The sequence below is a fragment of the Pseudomonas sp. FP1154 genome, assembly GCF_030687245.1.
GTDB classification, from domain to species: Bacteria; Pseudomonadota; Gammaproteobacteria; order Pseudomonadales; family Pseudomonadaceae; genus Aquipseudomonas; species Aquipseudomonas rhizophila.
This window is the reverse complement of sequence record NZ_CP117465.1, coordinates 685,496-701,955: the sequence shown is the minus strand read 5'-3', so window position 1 is coordinate 701,955 and position 16,460 is coordinate 685,496. Positions and strand designations below refer to the sequence as shown.

Below are 16,460 nucleotides of genomic sequence, written 5' to 3'. Positions count from 1 at the left end.
TGCCCTGCGGAGCGCTTCTAAAATGAGCCAACCGAAACCCAACTTCTACAACCTGGCCTGGCGCTGGCATTTTTATGCCGGGCTGTTCGTGGCGCCGTTCATGGTGATGCTGGCCCTGACCGGCATCATTTACCTGTTCAAGCCGCAACTCGACCCTCTGATGTACGGCAGCCTGCTGAACGTGCCGGCCGGCCATCACACGATGGCGGCGGACGACCTGCTCAAACAGGTCCGCCAGGCCTACCCCGAAGGCCAGGTCAAACAGTACCTGCCGCCGATCAATGCCGAGCGCAGTGCGCAATTCGTGGTGATCGACAAGGGCCGCGAGCTTAACGTGTTCATTGACCCGTACCATGGCGATGTCCTCGGTGAACAGGACGCCAAGGACAACCTGCAAGCCATCGCCCGGGCCATCCACGGTGAGTTGATGATCGGCACCGTGGGTGACCGACTGGTGGAAATGGCCGCCGGCTGGGGCGTGGTCCTGGTGGTGTCGGGCCTGTACCTGTGGTGGCCTCGCGGGCAGTCGTCGGCCGGAGTGTTGTGGCCACGCTGGAGCGCTCGCGGTCGTTTGTTCTGGCGCGACCTGCATGGGGTCGTCGGCTTCTGGGGCGCGGCGTTTCTGCTGGTGATGCTGCTCAGCGGCATGACCTGGACCGGCTTCTGGGGCAAGCAATATGCTGACCTCTGGAACCGCTTCCCGGCTGCCATGTGGAACGACATGCCCAAGTCCGACGTCGCCGCCGGCAGCCTCAACAATGCGCACCGCCAGACCGTACCCTGGGCCGTGGAAAATACCCCGATGCCGATGTCCGGCGACCATGCCGAACACATGGCCCACGGCGGCGCCCATGAAGGTCCCGCCGCGCCGACCATAAGCCTGCAAGCGGTGCAGGACATCGCCACCGAACGCAAAGTGGAACATGGCTACAGCATCACCCTGCCGACCACCGCCACCGGCGTATTCACCATCGCTGTATTCGCCGACGACCCGCGCAACGACGCGACCCTGCACGTGGACCAGTACACCGGCAAGGTCCTGGCGGATGTCCGTTGGGAACATTACGGCGTCGTCGCCCGCGCCACCGAAACCGGCGTGATGCTGCACGAAGGCAAAATGTTCGGCCCGCTGAACCAGATCATCGTGCTGCTGATTTGCCTGATGATCCTGCTCAGCGCCGTCAGCGGCGTGGTGATCTGGTGGAAGCGTCGGCCCCAGGGCAAGTTCGGCGTACCGGCGCTGCGTCACGACTTGCCGACCTGGAAGACCGGGGTGTTCATCATGCTGGCCCTGGCGGTGGTGTTTCCGCTGGTGGGCGCGTCGCTGCTGGTGATGTGGTTGCTGGATCGGCTCGTCACCCGTTTCAATCGCCAGCCTGAGGTGGTTTCATCTTCAAGTTGAAGACAGTGCGTTAACGAAAGACGGCGCGAAACCTCTACAATCGCGCCCGCCTTGCGAATTGTGAACACGGTGTTCCTGTGGGAGCGAGCCTGCTCGCGATAGCGGTCTGTCAGCCACCTCTGCGCAGGCTGATCCAGCGCTATCGCGAGCAGGCTCGCTCCCACAGGGGGCTGTGTCTCGATCCAACCATTTGAGTAGCTGCATGACCGCACTAACCCTCTCCCACCTCGCCTGGACACCCCTGGGCCATGGCCACTGCCATCATCAGTTCCAGCTGCGTGACGCCACGTTGCAGGTGGGTGCCGGGGAGTTTGTCGGGTTGATCGGGCCCAATGGCAGCGGCAAGACCAGTCTGTTGCGCTGCGCCTATCGGTTCAGTCAGCCGGAGGCGGGCGAGGTGAAACTTGACCATCACAACGTCTGGAAACAGTCCTCGCGCTGGTGCGCCCAACGCATCGCTGTGGTGTTGCAAGAGTTTCCCGACGCCTTCGGTCTGACGGTCCAGGAAGTGGTCGCCATGGGGCGCACGCCACACAAAGGCCTGTTCGATGGCGACAATCAGCGAGACCTGAGCCTGGTCAGCCAGTCACTGGAATCGGTGGGGCTGCAAGGTTTCGGCGACCATGCTTTCGCCACACTCTCGGGCGGGGAAAAGCAACGGGTGATCCTGGCTCGCGCCCTGGCGCAGCAGCCGCAGGTGCTGATCCTCGATGAGCCGACCAATCACCTCGACCCGCGTTATCAACTCCAACTGCTGCAACTGATCAAACGCCTGGGGATCGGCACCCTCGCCAGCATCCACGACCTGAATCTGGCCGCTGCGTTCTGTGATCGGCTCTACGTCATCGACCACGGACACATCGTCGCCAGCGGCACGCCCAAGGAAGTGCTGACGGTCACGCTATTGCGCGACGTCTTTGGTGTGCAGGCGCTGATTGACGAACACCCCTTGGCCGCCCACCCCCGAATCACCTGGATAACCCAACCATGATCTTGCGTTCCCTGCTGCTTCTGCCGCTGCTGCTCGGCAGTGCACATGCTTTGGCCGAGGCCACCCGCTACCCATTGACGATCCAAAGCTGCAATCGCGAAGTCACCTTCAACCAAGCGCCGAAACACGCCGTCAGCCATGACATCAACATGACCCAGATGATGCTCGCCCTGGGGCTCAAGTCGCGCATGGTGGGCTACAGCGGCATCAGCGGCTGGAAGTCCGTGACGCCCGACATGGAGAAAATCCTCGATGGCCTGCCGGAGCTGGCGGCCAAATACCCGTCGGTGGAAACCCTGCTCAATGCCAACGTGGATTTCTTCTTTGCCGGCTGGGACTACGGCATGCGGGTGGGCGGCGACCTGACGCCGCAAACCCTGCAACCGCTGGGCATCAATGTGTACGAGTTGACCGAATCCTGCGCGTTCGTGATGAAACGCCCGCCGGCCACCCTGGAAGACACCTATAACGACCTGCGCAACCTGGGAAGGATTTTCGATGTGCAGGATCGCGCCAATGAGTTGATCGCCTCGATGCAGGCCCAGGTGACGCAAGTGCGCAAGCAGTTGCCTGCTGATCAGCCCCGAGTGTTCCTGTACGACAGTGGCGAAGACCGCGCCATGACCTCCGGCCGTCTCGGCATGCCACAGGCCCTGATCGATGCGGCCGGCGGGCGCAACATTCTTGATGACGTGCAGACCAGTTGGACCCGGGTGAGCTGGGAGAACGTGGTCGAGCGCAACCCCGAAGTGATCGTGATTGTCGATTACGGCGAAGTCAGCGCCGAGCAGAAGCAGCAATTCCTGCTGAACAACCCGGCCCTGCAATCGGTGGATGCGATCAAGCACCGGCGCTTCATCGTGATCCCTTACGTTCAGGCCACGCCGGGTATCGATAACGTATTAGCGGTGCAAACCCTGGCAAAGGGTTTTCACCGTCCATGAGCAATCGTCGCTATGGCGCGTTGCTGGTGTGCCTCGGTGCACTGATGCTGGTGTCGTGCGTGGTGTCCCTGGGGTTCGGTCCGGCGCGGGTGCCGGTGGCTGTGGTCTGGGACATCCTGCTGAACAAGGCTTTCGGTGTGGGTGACGTGTATTGGTCGCCCGGCCAGGAACATATCGTTTGGCTGATCCGCGTCCCGCGCCTGCTGCTCGGTGCCTTGGTGGGCGCGGGGCTGGCGTTGATCGGTGCGGTCCTGCAAGCGGTGACGCGCAACCCCCTGGCCGACCCGCACCTGCTGGGCGTCACGTCCGGCGCGACCCTGGGTGCGGTCATTGTGGTGCTGCATGTCGGTGAGATCATTGGTCTGCTGACCCTGCCGCTGGCCGCATTTATCGGCGCATTGTTGAGCATGTTGCTGGTACTGGCCATCGCCAGCCGCCAAGGCCGTCTGGAAAGCGATCGCTTGTTGCTGTGCGGCGTGGCGGTGTCATTCGTGATGATGGCGGCGGCCAACCTCTTGCTGTTTCTGGGTGACCATCGCGCCAGTTCCGCAGTGATGTTCTGGATGCTCGGCGGCCTGGGCCTGGCGCGCTGGGAATTGCTGGCGGTGCCGGCGGCCAGTGTGTTGCTGGGGCTGGGATTGCTGCTGGGCATGGCCCGGCCGCTGAATGCACTGATGGCGGGCGAACAGACCGCCGTGACCCTGGGCCTGAACGCGGCGAAGGTGAGGTTGTGGATTTTCCTGATCGCCTCGCTGATGACCGGCGTGCTGGTGTCCATCAGCGGCTCGATCGGTTTTGTCGGGCTGATGGTGCCGCACATTGCCAGGCGCCTGGTGGGTGCCGAACACCGTCGGCTGCTGCCTGCGTGTGTTCTGCTGGGCAGCCTGTTCCTGGTGTGGGTGGATGTGGCGGCCCGGACCCTGATCGCACCGGAGGACTTGCCCATTGGCGTCGCCACTGCCGCTATCGGTGGCCTGTTCTTCATCGGCCTGATGCGCCGTCGCTGAATCCACCCCTGTTTCCCTGACTTGCAAATAACAGGGGAACTGCAAGCCTTCGCCCCAATGTGGCGCATCTGATCGCACCAGCGCCTAGGCCGCGGTCGCTAGTGGTGCATTCGCACTTTTACCCCAGCGCGCCAACCCCGCATTCTCAATGCCTTTGCTCAACCGGGCACACCCCTTGCAAAAGCCCCTTCAGCGTCCGCATCTGCCATCGAAAAAAACTCATAATTGCACGGAGATCGCACAATGAAGCGTCGTAGCTTGATCAAGGCTTTTACACTCTCGGCAAGCATTGCCGCGATGGGCATGGCCTGGACCGTCCAGGCCGCCGAAACCATCAAGGTCGGCATCTTGCATTCATTGTCCGGCACCATGGCGATCTCCGAGACGTCCCTCAAGGACATGGCGCTGATGACCATCGACGAGATCAACGCCAAAGGTGGGGTCAACGGCAAGCAGCTCGAAGCGGTGGTCGTGGACCCGGCCTCGAACTGGCCGCTGTTCGCCGAAAAAGGCCGTCAATTGCTGACCCAGGACAAGGTCGCGGTGGTGTTCGGCTGCTGGACGTCGGTGTCGCGCAAATCCGTGTTGCCGGTGTTCGAAGAGCTCAACGGCCTGCTGTTCTACCCGGTGCAATACGAAGGCGAAGAGATGTCGCCGAACGTCTTCTACACCGGCGCGGCGCCGAACCAGCAGGCCATTCCGGCGGTGGAATACCTGATGAGCGAAGAAGGCGGCAGTGCCAAGCGCTACTTCCTGCTGGGCACCGACTACGTCTACCCGCGCACCACCAACAAGATCCTGCGTTCGTTCCTGCATTCCAAAGGTGTGGCAGACAAGGACATCGAAGAGGTCTACACCCCGTTCGGCCACAGCGACTACCAGACCATCGTGGCCAACATCAAAAAGTTCTCGGCCGGCGGCAAGACCGCGGTCATCTCCACGGTCAACGGCGACTCCAACGTGCCGTTCTATAAAGAACTGGCGAACCAGGGCCTGAAAGCCACCGACGTACCAGTGGTGGCGTTCTCGGTGGGCGAAGAAGAGCTGCGCGGCATCGACACCAAGCCGCTGGTGGGTAACCTGGCGGCGTGGAACTACTTCGAGTCCGTGGAAAACCCGGCGAACAAGAAATTCGTCGACGCCTGGAAGGCCTACGCCAAAGCCAAGAACCTGCCGGGCGCCGACAAAGCCGTGACCAACGACCCGATGGAAGCCACCTACGTGGGCATCCATATGTGGGCGCAAGCGGTTGAAAAAGCCAAGTCCACCGACGTCGACAAAGTCCGCGAAGCCCTGGCCGGCCAGACCTTCGACGCACCGTCGGGCTACACCCTGACCATGGACAAGACCAACCACCACCTGCACAAGCCGGTGATGATCGGCGAGATCCAGGCCGACGGTCAGTTCAACGTGGTCTGGCAGACCGAGGGCCCGATCCGCGCCCAGCCGTGGAGCCCGTTCATCGAAGGCAACGACAAGAAGCCTGACTATGCGGTGAAGAGCAACTGAGCCCGGGAAGAAGCCCCTAACCCTGCTGATCGTTCCCACGCTCTGCGTGGGAATGCCTCACCGGACGCTCTGCGTCCACCATGGGACGCGGAGCGTCCCGGGCTGCGTTCCCACGCGGAGCGTGGGAACGATCAAACACGCAAGGCCAAGCATATGCCCACCGCCCTCTACCGCCTCATCCTCGCCCTGGTGCTGCTGTTGCCACTGGAGGCCCACGCCGGTGATGCCGAAGATTTCCTCGCCGCCAAGCCGCCCCAGCAAGCCACGCTGCTGGAAACCTGGGCCGCGCAACCGGAACCTGAGCGTGTCGAACTGATCAACGCCTTGCAACAAGGCCAGTTGACCGTCGACGGCCAGCCCAAGACCCTGCGCCTGAACAACCGCTTGCGAGGGTTGATTGAAACCGCCCTGGCCAGCCATCAACTATTGGCCGCCGACGCCAGCGTGCGCCTGAGCGCCGCCCAACAACTGCAAAAAAGCGCCCGCCCGGCCCAACTGGCGTTTCTCGATCGGCAACTGGCCGGCGAGCAGGACGAAGACGTGCATGCAGCCCTGAGCCTGGCGTTGGCGAACCTGCAACTGGTGGACCCCAACCCGTCGGTTCGCCTGGCTGCCGTGCGGCTATTGGGAGAAACCGGCGATCCGTTGGCCCGCACCCGCCTCGAAGGCCTGCTCGAACCCGGCGTTGAAACCGACGCCACGGTACGCACCGCCGCCGAAACCAGCCTCGGCCAGGTCAAGCGCAAGCTGCTGATCGGTGAATTGCTGGGCCAGGCCTTCAGCGGCATGTCCCTGGGCTCGATCCTGCTCCTGGCCGCCCTGGGCCTGGCAATCACCTTCGGCCTGCTGGGGGTGATCAACATGGCCCACGGCGAGATGCTCATGTTGGGGGCCTATTCCACCTACGTGGTGCAGATGCTGTTCCAGCGCTTCGCCCCGAATGCCATCGAGTTCTACCCGTTGATCGCCCTGCCGGTGGCGTTTTTCATCACCGCCGCCATCGGTATGGCTTTGGAGCGCACGGTGATTCGCCATCTCTACGGAAGGCCATTGGAAACCCTGCTCGCCACCTGGGGCATCAGCCTGATGCTGATCCAACTGGTGCGCCTGGTGTTCGGCGCGCAGAACGTTGAAGTCGCCAACCCGGCCTGGCTGTCCGGCGGCATCCAGGTACTGCCGAATCTCGTACTGCCCTACAACCGCATCGTGATCATCGCCTTCGCCCTGTTCGTGGTGGCGCTGACCTGGCTGTTGCTGAACAAGACCCGCCTGGGCCTGAACGTGCGCGCGGTGACCCAGAACCGCAACATGGCCGCTTGCTGCGGCGTGCCCACCGGCCGCGTGGACATGCTCGCCTTCGGCCTCGGCTCGGGCATCGCCGGGCTTGGCGGCGTGGCCCTGAGCCAGATCGGCAACGTCGGCCCGGACCTGGGCCAGAGCTACATCATCGACTCGTTCCTGGTGGTGGTGCTCGGTGGCGTCGGTCAGTTGGCCGGCAGTGTGTTCGCCGCGTTCGGGCTGGGCATCGCCAACAAGATTCTTGAACCGCAGATCGGCGCCGTGCTCGGCAAGATCCTGATCCTCGCGCTGATCATTCTGTTCATCCAGAAGCGTCCGCAAGGCCTCTTCGCGCTCAAAGGACGGGTAATCGACTGATGAACCAGCCCCTGATGCTCACGGCCGCGCAAAAGGCCGGCCCGAAAGTCACCCTCGCCGTCGGCGTGGTGATCCTGGCAGTGCTGTTGAGCCTGCCGCTGCTGTCGCTGTTGGCGGTGGATAACCCGCTGCATGTCTCGGCTTACACCCTGACCCTGGTGGGCAAGATTCTCTGCTACGCCATCGTCGCCCTCGCCCTGGACCTGGTCTGGGGCTACGCCGGCCTGCTCTCCCTGGGCCACGGTCTGTTCTTCGCCCTGGGCGGCTATGCCATGGGCATGTACCTGATGCGCCAGGCCGCCGGTGACGGCTTGCCGGCGTTCATGACCTTTCTGTCGTGGAGCGAATTGCCCTGGTACTGGAGCGGCACCGACAGCTTTGTCTGGGCCATGTGCCTGGTGGTGCTGGCACCGGGGTTGCTGGCGCTGGTGTTCGGCTTCTTCGCCTTCCGCTCGCGGATCAAGGGCGTGTATTTCTCGATCATGACCCAGGCCCTGACGTTTGCCGGGATGCTGCTGTTTTTCCGCAACGAAACCGGGTTTGGCGGCAACAACGGCTTCACCAACTTTCGCTCGATCCTGGGCTTTGGCATCACCGAGCCGGGCACCCGAGCGGTGCTGTTCCTGGCCACGGTGCTGCTCTTGGTGGCGAGCCTGTTCATCGGCTGGCGCCTGGCCCGCAGCAAGTTCGGCCGAGTGCTGACCGCCCTGCGCGACGCGGAAAACCGCCTGATGTTCTGCGGCTACGATCCCCGTGGCTTCAAGCTGTTCGTCTGGGTATTGAGCGCGGTGTTGTGCGGCCTGGCCGGGGCGTTGTATGTGCCGCAGGTGGGCATTATCAACCCCAGCGAAATGTCGCCGACCAACTCCATCGAGGCCGCCGTGTGGGTGGCCCTCGGCGGGCGCGGCACGCTGATCGGGCCGCTGCTGGGGGCCGGTGTGGTCAACGGCATGAAGAGCTGGTTCACCGTGGCCTTTCCCGAGTACTGGCTGTTCTTCCTCGGCGCGCTGTTCATCGTTGTGACCCTGTATCTGCCCAAGGGTGTGATCGGGCTACTCAAGAAAAGGGGCGAATGATGCGAATCACACCCACAGCCGATTTCATGCTCGAACCCATACTGGATCCCAACAAAGACCAAGGCAGCAGTCGCGACGCCATCGGCCTCGGTCAGGCCGCCGGCAAGGGCCTGAACACCCGTCACGGCACCATCCTGACCCTGGAAGACATCAGCGTCAGTTTCGACGGTTTCAAGGCCCTGAACGCTCTGAACCTGTACATCGGCGTCGGCGAATTGCGCTGCATCATCGGCCCCAACGGCGCGGGCAAGACCACGCTGATGGACGTGATCACCGGCAAGACCCGGCCCAGCCACGGCAAGGCCTGGTTCGGTGAAACGCTGGACCTGACGAGCATGAGCGAAGTGCAGATCGCCCAGGCCGGCATCGGTCGCAAATTCCAGAAACCCACGGTGTTCGAAGCCTTGAGCGTGTTCGAGAACCTGGAGCTGGCGCTGAAAACCGACAAATCGGTGTGGGCCAGCCTGCGGGCCAAACTCACTGGCGAGCAACACGAGCGCATCAGCGAAGTGCTGGAGACCATCCGCCTCACGACGTCGGTCAATCGCGCCGCCGGGTTGCTGTCCCACGGGCAGAAACAGTTTCTGGAGATCGGCATGCTGCTGGTGCAGGACCCACAACTCTTGCTGCTCGACGAACCAGTGGCGGGCATGACCGACGCCGAAACCGAGTTCACTGCCGAGCTGTTCAAATCGCTGGCGGGCAAGCATTCGCTGATGGTGGTGGAACACGACATGGGCTTCGTCGGCGCGATTGCCGACCACGTCACCGTGCTGCACCAGGGCAGCGTGCTGGCCGAAGGGTCGCTAGCGCAGGTGCAGGACAATGAGCGGGTGATCGAGGTGTATCTCGGGCGCTGAGGCGCAAAATTGCTTTTTATGTGGGAGCGAGCCTGCTCGCGATGGCGGTGTGTCAGTCAGCATCCATTCTGAATGTTCTGACGCTATCGCGAGCAAGCTCGCTCCCACAGGGGTTCGAGGAGAATCTGGAAAATGCTGCAAGTCGACAAGCTGCACCAATACTACGGCGGTAGCCACATCCTGCGCGGCCTGTCATTCGACGTGAAGGTCGGCGAGGTGACGTGCCTGCTGGGCCGCAACGGCGTGGGCAAGACCACCCTGCTCAAATGCCTGATGGGCCTGTTGCCGGCCAAGGAAGGGGCGGTGAGCTGGGAAGGCAAACCCATCACCACCTTCAAACCGCACCAACGGGTGCACGCCGGTATTGCCTACGTGCCTCAGGGCCGGGAGATTTTCGGACGGCTGACGGTGGAAGAAAACCTGCTGATGGGCCTGTCGCGTTTTCCCGCCGCCGAGGCCAAAGAGGTGCCGGCGTTCATTTACGAATTGTTCCCGGTGCTGCTGCAAATGAAACAACGCCGTGGCGGTGACCTGTCCGGTGGCCAGCAACAGCAACTTGCCATTGGCCGGGCCCTGGCCAGCCGTCCGCGCCTGCTGATTCTCGACGAGCCCACCGAAGGCATTCAACCGTCGGTGATCAAGGAGATCGGCGTGGTCATCAAGAAACTGGCGGCCCGGGGCGACATGGCGATTTTGCTGGTGGAGCAGTTCTACGACTTCGCCGCCGAGCTGGCCGATCAATACCTGGTGATGTCCCGGGGCGAGATCGTGCAGCAGGGGCGCGGAGAAAATATGGAAGCCGAGGGTGTGCGCGGGCTGGTTACGATCTAGTCTGTAGCGCTCTAACGATAATCGGAAATCATGAACCTACCTGTCTCCTTACTGGCGCCTTCGGCCCTGTTCACCCCCAGCTGGCATGCCGAGCTGGAACTGGGTTATGCCCGGTTCGGTGACTGCACGCGTCCGGTGCAGCGCCGCCACAAAGGTCCGCTGCGGGTGCAAAAACACCTGTACGCCGAGGGCCCCGAAGTGTGCCAACACATCATCGTCCACCCGCCCGGCGGGATTGCCGGCGGTGATCGGTTGGACATCGCGGCCCACGTCGGCCCCACTGCCTGGGCGCAGTTGACCAGTCCCGGCGCGGCCAAGTGGTATCGCGCCGCCGGCCCGGCCTATCAGCAACTGAACCTGAGCGTGGCCGCGGGGGCGACCCTGGAATGGCTGCCCCAGGAAACCATCGTCTTCAGCGCCGCCCAGGCCGAACTCAGCACCAGCATCGACCTGCAGGGTGACGGGCGCCTGTTCTACTGGGACATGGTGGCCCTCGGCCGGCCGGCCAGCGGTGAACGATTTGACCTGGGGCACTTCCAGTCGCGGCTGGACATCCGCCGCGACGGGCAGTTGCTCTGGCATGAACGCCAGCGCATTGTGGGCGGTGACGGATTGCTCGACTCGCCCATCGGACTGGGCGGCGATCCGGTGTTTGCCACGTTGTTGGTGACCGGGGAAATCGATAGTGCGTTGCTGGAACAGTGCCGATCTCTGGGCCATGACGTGCGCGGCGACCTGACTCAATTGCCCGGCCTGATCGTGGCCCGGTGTCTGGCGAGCGAGGCGCTGCTGGCGCGGGGTTGGTTGATTGAATTGTGGCGTTTGCTCAGGCCTGCATTGCTTGGAAGAGAGGCCATGCCGCCCAGAATCTGGAGTACATGAATCTGCTTTCCTGTGGGAGCGAGCTTGCTCGCGATGGCGATGGAACATTCAACATTAATGTCGACTGACACACCGCTATCGCGAGCAAGCTCGCTCCCACAAAGGATCTCCCACAAGGAGATCTGTGTTTACAGCAAGAATTTTTTATCCGCCCTTATGGATTGCACATGGACCTGACCCCACGCGAAAAAGACAAGCTGCTGATCTTCACCGCCGGCCTCGTCGCCGAGCGGCGGTTGGCTCGCGGCTTGAAGCTCAACTACCCGGAGGCGATGGCCTATATTTCCGCCGCCCTGCTCGAAGGCGCCCGCGACGGCCAGACCGTGGCCGAACTGATGCATTACGGCACCACGCTGTTGACCCGCGAACAGGTAATGGAGGGCATCCCGGAAATGATCCCGGAGATCCAGGTCGAGGCGACGTTTCCCGACGGCACCAAACTGGTCACTGTCCACCAGCCGATCGCGTGAGGCCGCACCATGACCTATGACATTCGAGACGCCCGCCACGCCGACTTGCCAGCGATCCGTGACATCTACAACGACGCGGTGCTGAACACCACGGCGATCTGGAACGAACAGGCCGTGGACCTGGGCAATCGCCAGGCATGGTTCAGCGCCCGGCAATCGCAAGGCTATCCAGTGCTGGTGGTGGTCGATGACGAGGATAACGTCCTCGGCTATGCCTCGTTCGGCGACTGGCGACCCTTCGATGGTTTCCGGCACACCGTGGAGCATTCGGTGTACGTACGTGATGACCAACGCGGCAACGGCCTGGGCTCACTGTTGATGACGGCCCTGATCGAGCGCGCCAGGGCGTGCGGCAAACACGTCATGGTCGCGGCCATCGAAAGCGGCAACGCCGCCTCGATTCGCCTGCACGAGCGGGCCGGTTTCATCACCACCGGGCAGATGCCCCAGGTGGGCACCAAATTCGGCCGCTGGCTGGACCTGACTTTCATGCAGTTGATCCTCAACCCAGGGGCGCTACCGCCTGCCGTCGACAAGGAGTGATGCCTATGAACCCCGCCCAGTTGCGTCGAGTCCACGCCGAGAGCTTTGCACATTATCGCCAGGGCCTGATCGATCTGTTGCTCGACGCTGTCGGCTATGGCGCCAGCGTGGGGTTCATGGCCGATCTCGATGCGGTCCAGGCACGCGCCTATTTCGATGAGGTTCAGGCCAGTCTCAACCAGGGCCACTTGCTGCTGTGGGTGGTGGTCAAGGATGAACAGGTGCAGGCCAGCGTCCAACTTGCCCTGTGCCAGAAACCCAACGGTCTCAACCGTGCCGAAGTGCAAAAGCTGCTGGTGCGCGGCGAGGCTCGCCGCCGCGGCCTGGGCCAGCAATTGATGAGCGCCCTGGAACTCGGCGCCCGCCAGCACAAGCGCGGCCTGTTGTACCTCGACACGGAGGCTGGTTCCGAGGCCGAGGCATTCTACCGCGCCATGGGCTACACCCGCGTCGGTGAACTGCCCGACTACTGCCAGAGCCCGGACGGGACGTACACCCCGACCGCCATTTACTACAAGACTTTGGGGCAACCGCAATGATTCCAGGCCAATACCAGGTCCAGCCCGGCGACATCGAACTCAACGTCGGTCGCCGCACCCTCACCCTGAACGTCGCCAACAGCGGCGACCGGCCGATCCAGGTCGGCTCGCACTATCACTTTTTCGAAACCAACGACGCCCTGACCTTCGACCGCGCCGCCAGCCGTGGCATGCGCCTGAACATTCCGGCCGGCACCGCGGTGCGCTTCGAACCGGGCCAGAGCCGCGAGGTGGAACTGGTGGATTTGGCGGGGCATCGCCGGGTGTTCGGGTTTGCCGGGCGGGTGATGGGCGACCTGTAAGTCATAGGGTGCCAGCACCGGCCCCATCGCGAGCAGGCTCGCTCCCACAGGGGAATGCGATCAACTGTGGGAGCGAGCCTGCTCGCGATGAGTGAGCGAAGCGAACGGTTTCCACATTCAATTGAATTCCAAGGCAAGCACATGAAGATTTCGAGACAAGCCTACGCCGACATGTTCGGCCCCACCGTCGGCGACAAGGTCCGCCTGGCCGACACCGAACTGTGGATCGAGGTGGAAAAGGACTTCACCACCTATGGCGAAGAAGTGAAATTCGGCGGCGGCAAAGTGATTCGCGACGGCATGGGCCAGAGCCAGCTGCTGGCCGCCGAGGTCGTCGACACGCTGATCACCAACGCGCTGATCATCGATCACTGGGGCATCGTCAAGGCCGATGTCGGTCTCAAGGACGGGCGCATCAAAGCCATCGGCAAGGCCGGTAACCCGGACATCCAGCCCGATGTGACCATCGCCATTGGCGCCAGCACCGAAGTGATCGCCGGTGAAGGCATGATCCTCACCGCCGGCGGTATCGACACCCACATTCACTTCATCTGCCCGCAGCAGATCGAAGAAGCCTTGATGAGCGGTGTCACCACCATGATCGGCGGCGGTACGGGCCCGGCCACCGGGACCAATGCCACCACCTGTACCTCCGGGCCGTGGCACCTGGCGCGCATGCTCCAGGCCGCCGACGCTTTCCCCATGAACATCGGCTTCACCGGCAAGGGCAACGCCAGCCTGCCAGAGCCATTGATCGAGCAAGTCAAGGCCGGTGCCATCGGCCTGAAGCTGCACGAAGACTGGGGCACTACGCCGGCAGCCATCGACAACTGCCTGAGCGTGGCCGACCAGTACGACGTGCAGGTGGCGATCCATACCGACACCCTCAACGAATCGGGTTTCGTGGAAACCACCCTGGCCGCGTTCAAGGGCCGCACCATCCACACCTACCACACCGAAGGCGCCGGTGGCGGCCATGCGCCAGACATCATCAAGGCCTGCGGTTTTGCCAATGTGTTGCCCAGCTCCACCAACCCGACCCGGCCGTTCACCCGCAACACCATCGACGAACACCTGGACATGCTGATGGTCTGCCATCACCTGGACCCGAGCATCGCCGAAGACGTGGCCTTCGCTGAAAGCCGCATCCGTCGTGAAACCATCGCCGCCGAAGACATCCTCCACGACCTGGGCGCGTTCTCGATGATCAGTTCCGACAGCCAGGCCATGGGCCGCGTCGGTGAAGTCATCACCCGCACCTGGCAGACCGCCGACAAGATGAAAAAGCAACGCGGCGCCCTGCCCGGCGATGGCGAAGGCAACGACAATTTTCGCATCAAGCGCTACATCGCCAAGTACACCATCAACCCGGCGATCACCCATGGCATCAGCCATGAAGTGGGCTCCATCGAAGTGGGCAAGTGGGCCGACCTGGTGCTGTGGCGCCCGGCGTTCTTCGGCGTCAAGCCGACCCTGATCCTCAAGGGCGGGGCGATTGCCGCCAGCCTGATGGGCGACGCCAACGCCTCGATACCGACACCGCAACCGGTGCACTACCGACCGATGTTCGCAAGCTTCGGCGGCTCGCGGCACGCCACCAGCCTGACGTTCATCAGTCAGGCCGCCGCCGAGGCGGGGCTGCCCGAACAGCTTGGACTAAAGAAAAGAATTGCCGTGGTCAAAGGCTGCCGGAATGTGCAGAAAACCGACCTGATCCACAACGACTACCTGCCGAACATCGATGTCGATCCACAGACCTACCAGGTCAAGGCCGATGGGGTGTTGTTGTGGTGTGAACCGGCTGATGTGCTGCCGATGGCGCAGCGCTATTTTCTGTTTTGAATGGAGTGAGGACCTGAGAGCAAGACTTGTGGGAGCAAAGCTTGCTCGCGATACAGGTGCCTCAACTCTTGAGAACCGAGTTGAATTCATCGCGGGCAAGCCTTGCTCCCACAGGTTGGCGCTTGTTCATTGAGCGTTTTTTACTCCACCAACCGCCCCAACCGCTGCTTGAGCATGCGGTTTTCGCTGCGCAGTTGCTGCACTTCTTCCAGCAGGTCCAGCGCCAGGGCGACACCTTCCCATTCCAGTTCCAGCTCGCGGCGCAGCTTGGCCGCACGCCGGGCCAAGACCAGTTCGTAATCGGTGAAGCGCCAATCCGCCGGGGCCGCGCCATGGGGTTCGAGAATGCCATGCTCGACGATTTCGATCACATGGACATCCGCCAACGCAGCGGCCTCGCAAAATTCCATCAGGTTCAGTTCAATGATCGGGTTGTTCATGGTCTGCTTCTCCCAATGCTTTAACTGTCGAGTCTAGCGCCTCAAAACAGTCAGAAATTCTCCCGCGGATCGAACGCAGCCTTCTTCGCCAGCTCCGCCCACAACGCCTTGACTGCCTCGTCGCTGGCCTTGGGCATCACGGCCTTGAGCTGTACGAACAGGTAACCGCGCTCGCCGGCCTTGTTGCGCAGGCCGTGGCCCTTGGCGCGCATGCGCTGGCCATTCTGGCTGCCGGCCGGAACCTTGAGGTTGATCTTGCCGGTGAGGGTCGGCACCGCCACTTCAGTGCCCAGTGCCAATTCCCACGGCGCCAGGGGCAAGGTGATGATCAGATCCTGGCCTTCGACGTCGAACTTGGGGTGCGGGGCAAAACGAATGGTCAGGTACAAATCGCCATTGGCACCGCCGCCAATACCCGGCGCACCCTGGCCCTTGAGGCGGATGCGTTCGCCGTCGGTCACACCCAGGGGAATCTTCACGTTCAGGCTTTTGCTGGTATTGCTGACGTGCTGGCCGGCGGCGTTGTACTGCGGCACCTGGAAGCTGACCTTTTTCGATTCGCTCGACAGGGTCTCTTCCAGGAAAATCGGTAGTTCCATTTCCACGTCTTGCCCTCGACGGCCGGTGCTGCGGCCTGACTGTCCGCCACCGAAACCCGGCCCGCGATTACCAAAAATCGAGCTGAAGAAATCCGAAAAATCGCCGGTGTCCTGTCCACCGCCAAAGCCGCCCCGGCTTTGCCAGCCCGGCGGTCCCTGGAAAGGCTGGCCGTGCTGGCCATAGCGACGCAGGTCATCGTACTCGGCGCGTTTGTCGGCACTCTTCAGCGCTTCATAGGCTTCGGAGACGTCCTTGAATTTGGTCTCGGCATCCTTTTCCTTACTCACATCCGGGTGGTATTTGCGGGCCAGTTTGCGATAAGCAGCCTTGATCGTGGCGTCATCAGCCGTCGGCTCCACACCCAGAATCTTGTAATAGTCTTTGAAGTCCATCGAAGGATCACCATCCGTTATCGATATCGCACCGCCACCCGCAGCATGCTCGTGATACAAGTCCTGGGGTTTGACCGATCTCAAGGTTTGTGACCGGGCGGCGCTTCAGAAGTTTATCGGCAGCCGGTGGCGGTTCTTGTACTCGCCTTGTGGCTGCCAGGCCCATGCCAGCAA

Annotated in this window: 17 protein-coding genes; 15 read left to right on the top strand and 2 right to left on the bottom strand. The window is 62.5% G+C overall.

The annotated features are described in order from the left end of the window. Positions 1 to 22 precede the first annotated feature (22 nt). The 15 genes from PSH91_RS03115 (at position 23) to ureC (ending at position 14,854) form a co-directional block, all read left to right on the top strand. On the top strand, positions 23 to 1,402 hold the full coding sequence (locus PSH91_RS03115; RefSeq protein ID WP_305467246.1) for a PepSY domain-containing protein: 1,380 nt from the start codon (positions 23 to 25) through the stop codon (positions 1,400 to 1,402). A 202-nt stretch (positions 1,403 to 1,604) separates the two neighbouring features. Beyond that, positions 1,605 to 2,393, top strand: a complete 789-nt coding sequence (locus tag PSH91_RS03110) for an ABC transporter ATP-binding protein (protein WP_173407438.1) — start codon at positions 1,605 to 1,607, stop codon at positions 2,391 to 2,393. Continuing rightward, positions 2,390 to 3,337 carry an ABC transporter substrate-binding protein gene (locus PSH91_RS03105; RefSeq protein ID WP_281459587.1) on the top strand — a complete coding sequence of 316 codons (948 nt, stop codon included), beginning with the start codon at positions 2,390 to 2,392 and terminating at the stop codon, positions 3,335 to 3,337. The genes PSH91_RS03110 and PSH91_RS03105 overlap by 4 nt, the downstream gene beginning before the upstream one ends. After that, entirely contained in the window at positions 3,334 to 4,344 is a 1,011-nt protein-coding gene (locus tag PSH91_RS03100; RefSeq protein WP_092395852.1) for an iron ABC transporter permease, read from the top strand. Before PSH91_RS03105 ends, PSH91_RS03100 begins: the two co-directional genes overlap by 4 nt. Positions 4,345 to 4,587: 243 nt before the next feature. Then, positions 4,588 to 5,853, top strand: coding sequence for an urea ABC transporter substrate-binding protein (gene urtA, locus PSH91_RS03095; RefSeq protein ID WP_076382868.1), 1,266 nt, complete (start codon positions 4,588 to 4,590; stop codon positions 5,851 to 5,853). Between the two features lie 153 nt (positions 5,854 to 6,006). Continuing rightward, the gene (urtB, locus tag PSH91_RS03090; protein ID WP_160893716.1) at positions 6,007 to 7,509 is read left to right on the top strand and encodes an urea ABC transporter permease subunit UrtB; all 1,503 of its coding nucleotides are present in this window, start codon (positions 6,007 to 6,009) and stop codon (positions 7,507 to 7,509) included. Beyond that, the gene (urtC, locus tag PSH91_RS03085; RefSeq protein WP_047227363.1) at positions 7,509 to 8,585 is read left to right on the top strand and encodes an urea ABC transporter permease subunit UrtC; all 1,077 of its coding nucleotides are present in this window, start codon (positions 7,509 to 7,511) and stop codon (positions 8,583 to 8,585) included. Before urtB ends, urtC begins: the two co-directional genes overlap by 1 nt. Next, positions 8,585 to 9,445 (top strand): urea ABC transporter ATP-binding protein UrtD, encoded by an 861-nt coding sequence (gene urtD / locus PSH91_RS03080; RefSeq protein ID WP_047227437.1) that lies wholly within the window; start codon positions 8,585 to 8,587, stop codon positions 9,443 to 9,445. The genes urtC and urtD overlap by 1 nt, the downstream gene beginning before the upstream one ends. Before the next feature lie 132 nt (positions 9,446 to 9,577). Then, complete coding sequence (urtE, locus tag PSH91_RS03075) at positions 9,578 to 10,276, top strand: urea ABC transporter ATP-binding subunit UrtE (protein ID WP_047227362.1); 699 nt, start codon at positions 9,578 to 9,580, stop codon at positions 10,274 to 10,276. Positions 10,277 to 10,306: 30 nt separating this feature from the next. After that, complete coding sequence (locus tag PSH91_RS03070) at positions 10,307 to 11,158, top strand: urease accessory protein UreD (protein ID WP_288911104.1); 852 nt, start codon at positions 10,307 to 10,309, stop codon at positions 11,156 to 11,158. 167 nt (positions 11,159 to 11,325) lie between these two features. After that, positions 11,326 to 11,628 (top strand): urease subunit gamma, encoded by a 303-nt coding sequence (gene ureA / locus PSH91_RS03065; RefSeq protein ID WP_047227360.1) that lies wholly within the window; start codon positions 11,326 to 11,328, stop codon positions 11,626 to 11,628. Positions 11,629 to 11,637: 9 nt separating this feature from the next. Continuing rightward, positions 11,638 to 12,171 carry a GNAT family N-acetyltransferase gene (locus PSH91_RS03060; protein WP_047227359.1) on the top strand — a complete coding sequence of 178 codons (534 nt, stop codon included), beginning with the start codon at positions 11,638 to 11,640 and terminating at the stop codon, positions 12,169 to 12,171. 5 nt (positions 12,172 to 12,176) lie between these two features. Beyond that, positions 12,177 to 12,710, top strand: coding sequence for an N-acetyltransferase (locus PSH91_RS03055; RefSeq protein WP_003197345.1), 534 nt, complete (start codon positions 12,177 to 12,179; stop codon positions 12,708 to 12,710). After that, positions 12,707 to 13,012, top strand: a complete 306-nt coding sequence (locus PSH91_RS03050; RefSeq protein WP_014336352.1) for an urease subunit beta — start codon at positions 12,707 to 12,709, stop codon at positions 13,010 to 13,012. Before PSH91_RS03055 ends, PSH91_RS03050 begins: the two co-directional genes overlap by 4 nt. Positions 13,013 to 13,153: 141 nt before the next feature. Then, complete coding sequence (gene ureC, locus PSH91_RS03045) at positions 13,154 to 14,854, top strand: urease subunit alpha (protein ID WP_047227358.1); 1,701 nt, start codon at positions 13,154 to 13,156, stop codon at positions 14,852 to 14,854. 140 nt (positions 14,855 to 14,994) lie between these two features. On the opposite strand, the gene PSH91_RS03040 is transcribed toward ureC, so the two are convergent. After that, positions 14,995 to 15,294, bottom strand: a complete 300-nt coding sequence (locus tag PSH91_RS03040; RefSeq protein WP_047227357.1) for a chaperone modulator CbpM — start codon at positions 15,292 to 15,294, stop codon at positions 14,995 to 14,997. A gap of 50 nt (positions 15,295 to 15,344) precedes the next feature. Continuing rightward, positions 15,345 to 16,286 carry a DnaJ C-terminal domain-containing protein gene (locus PSH91_RS03035; protein ID WP_047227356.1) on the bottom strand — a complete coding sequence of 314 codons (942 nt, stop codon included), beginning with the start codon at positions 16,284 to 16,286 and terminating at the stop codon, positions 15,345 to 15,347. Positions 16,287 to 16,460: the final 174 nt, after the last annotated feature.

What these genes read in the sequence shown, in the direction of transcription:
- PSH91_RS03115 (WP_305467246.1), top strand. Translation starts at nt 23, where the DNA reads ATGAGCCAACCGAAACCCAACTTCTACAACCTGGCCTGGCGCTGGCAT.
- PSH91_RS03110 (WP_173407438.1), top strand. Translation starts at nt 1,605, where the DNA reads ATGACCGCACTAACCCTCTCCCACCTCGCCTGGACACCCCTGGGCCAT.
- PSH91_RS03105 (WP_281459587.1), top strand. Translation starts at nt 2,390, where the DNA reads ATGATCTTGCGTTCCCTGCTGCTTCTGCCGCTGCTGCTCGGCAGTGCA.
- PSH91_RS03100 (WP_092395852.1), top strand. Translation starts at nt 3,334, where the DNA reads ATGAGCAATCGTCGCTATGGCGCGTTGCTGGTGTGCCTCGGTGCACTG.
- urtA (WP_076382868.1), top strand. Translation starts at nt 4,588, where the DNA reads ATGAAGCGTCGTAGCTTGATCAAGGCTTTTACACTCTCGGCAAGCATT.
- urtB (WP_160893716.1), top strand. Translation starts at nt 6,007, where the DNA reads ATGCCCACCGCCCTCTACCGCCTCATCCTCGCCCTGGTGCTGCTGTTG.
- urtC (WP_047227363.1), top strand. Translation starts at nt 7,509, where the DNA reads ATGAACCAGCCCCTGATGCTCACGGCCGCGCAAAAGGCCGGCCCGAAA.
- urtD (WP_047227437.1), top strand. Translation starts at nt 8,585, where the DNA reads ATGCGAATCACACCCACAGCCGATTTCATGCTCGAACCCATACTGGAT.
- urtE (WP_047227362.1), top strand. Translation starts at nt 9,578, where the DNA reads ATGCTGCAAGTCGACAAGCTGCACCAATACTACGGCGGTAGCCACATC.
- PSH91_RS03070 (WP_288911104.1), top strand. Translation starts at nt 10,307, where the DNA reads ATGAACCTACCTGTCTCCTTACTGGCGCCTTCGGCCCTGTTCACCCCC.
- ureA (WP_047227360.1), top strand. Translation starts at nt 11,326, where the DNA reads ATGGACCTGACCCCACGCGAAAAAGACAAGCTGCTGATCTTCACCGCC.
- PSH91_RS03060 (WP_047227359.1), top strand. Translation starts at nt 11,638, where the DNA reads ATGACCTATGACATTCGAGACGCCCGCCACGCCGACTTGCCAGCGATC.
- PSH91_RS03055 (WP_003197345.1), top strand. Translation starts at nt 12,177, where the DNA reads ATGAACCCCGCCCAGTTGCGTCGAGTCCACGCCGAGAGCTTTGCACAT.
- PSH91_RS03050 (WP_014336352.1), top strand. Translation starts at nt 12,707, where the DNA reads ATGATTCCAGGCCAATACCAGGTCCAGCCCGGCGACATCGAACTCAAC.
- ureC (WP_047227358.1), top strand. Translation starts at nt 13,154, where the DNA reads ATGAAGATTTCGAGACAAGCCTACGCCGACATGTTCGGCCCCACCGTC.
- PSH91_RS03040 (WP_047227357.1), bottom strand. Translation starts at nt 15,294, where the DNA reads ATGAACAACCCGATCATTGAACTGAACCTGATGGAATTTTGCGAGGCC.
- PSH91_RS03035 (WP_047227356.1), bottom strand. Translation starts at nt 16,286, where the DNA reads ATGGACTTCAAAGACTATTACAAGATTCTGGGTGTGGAGCCGACGGCT.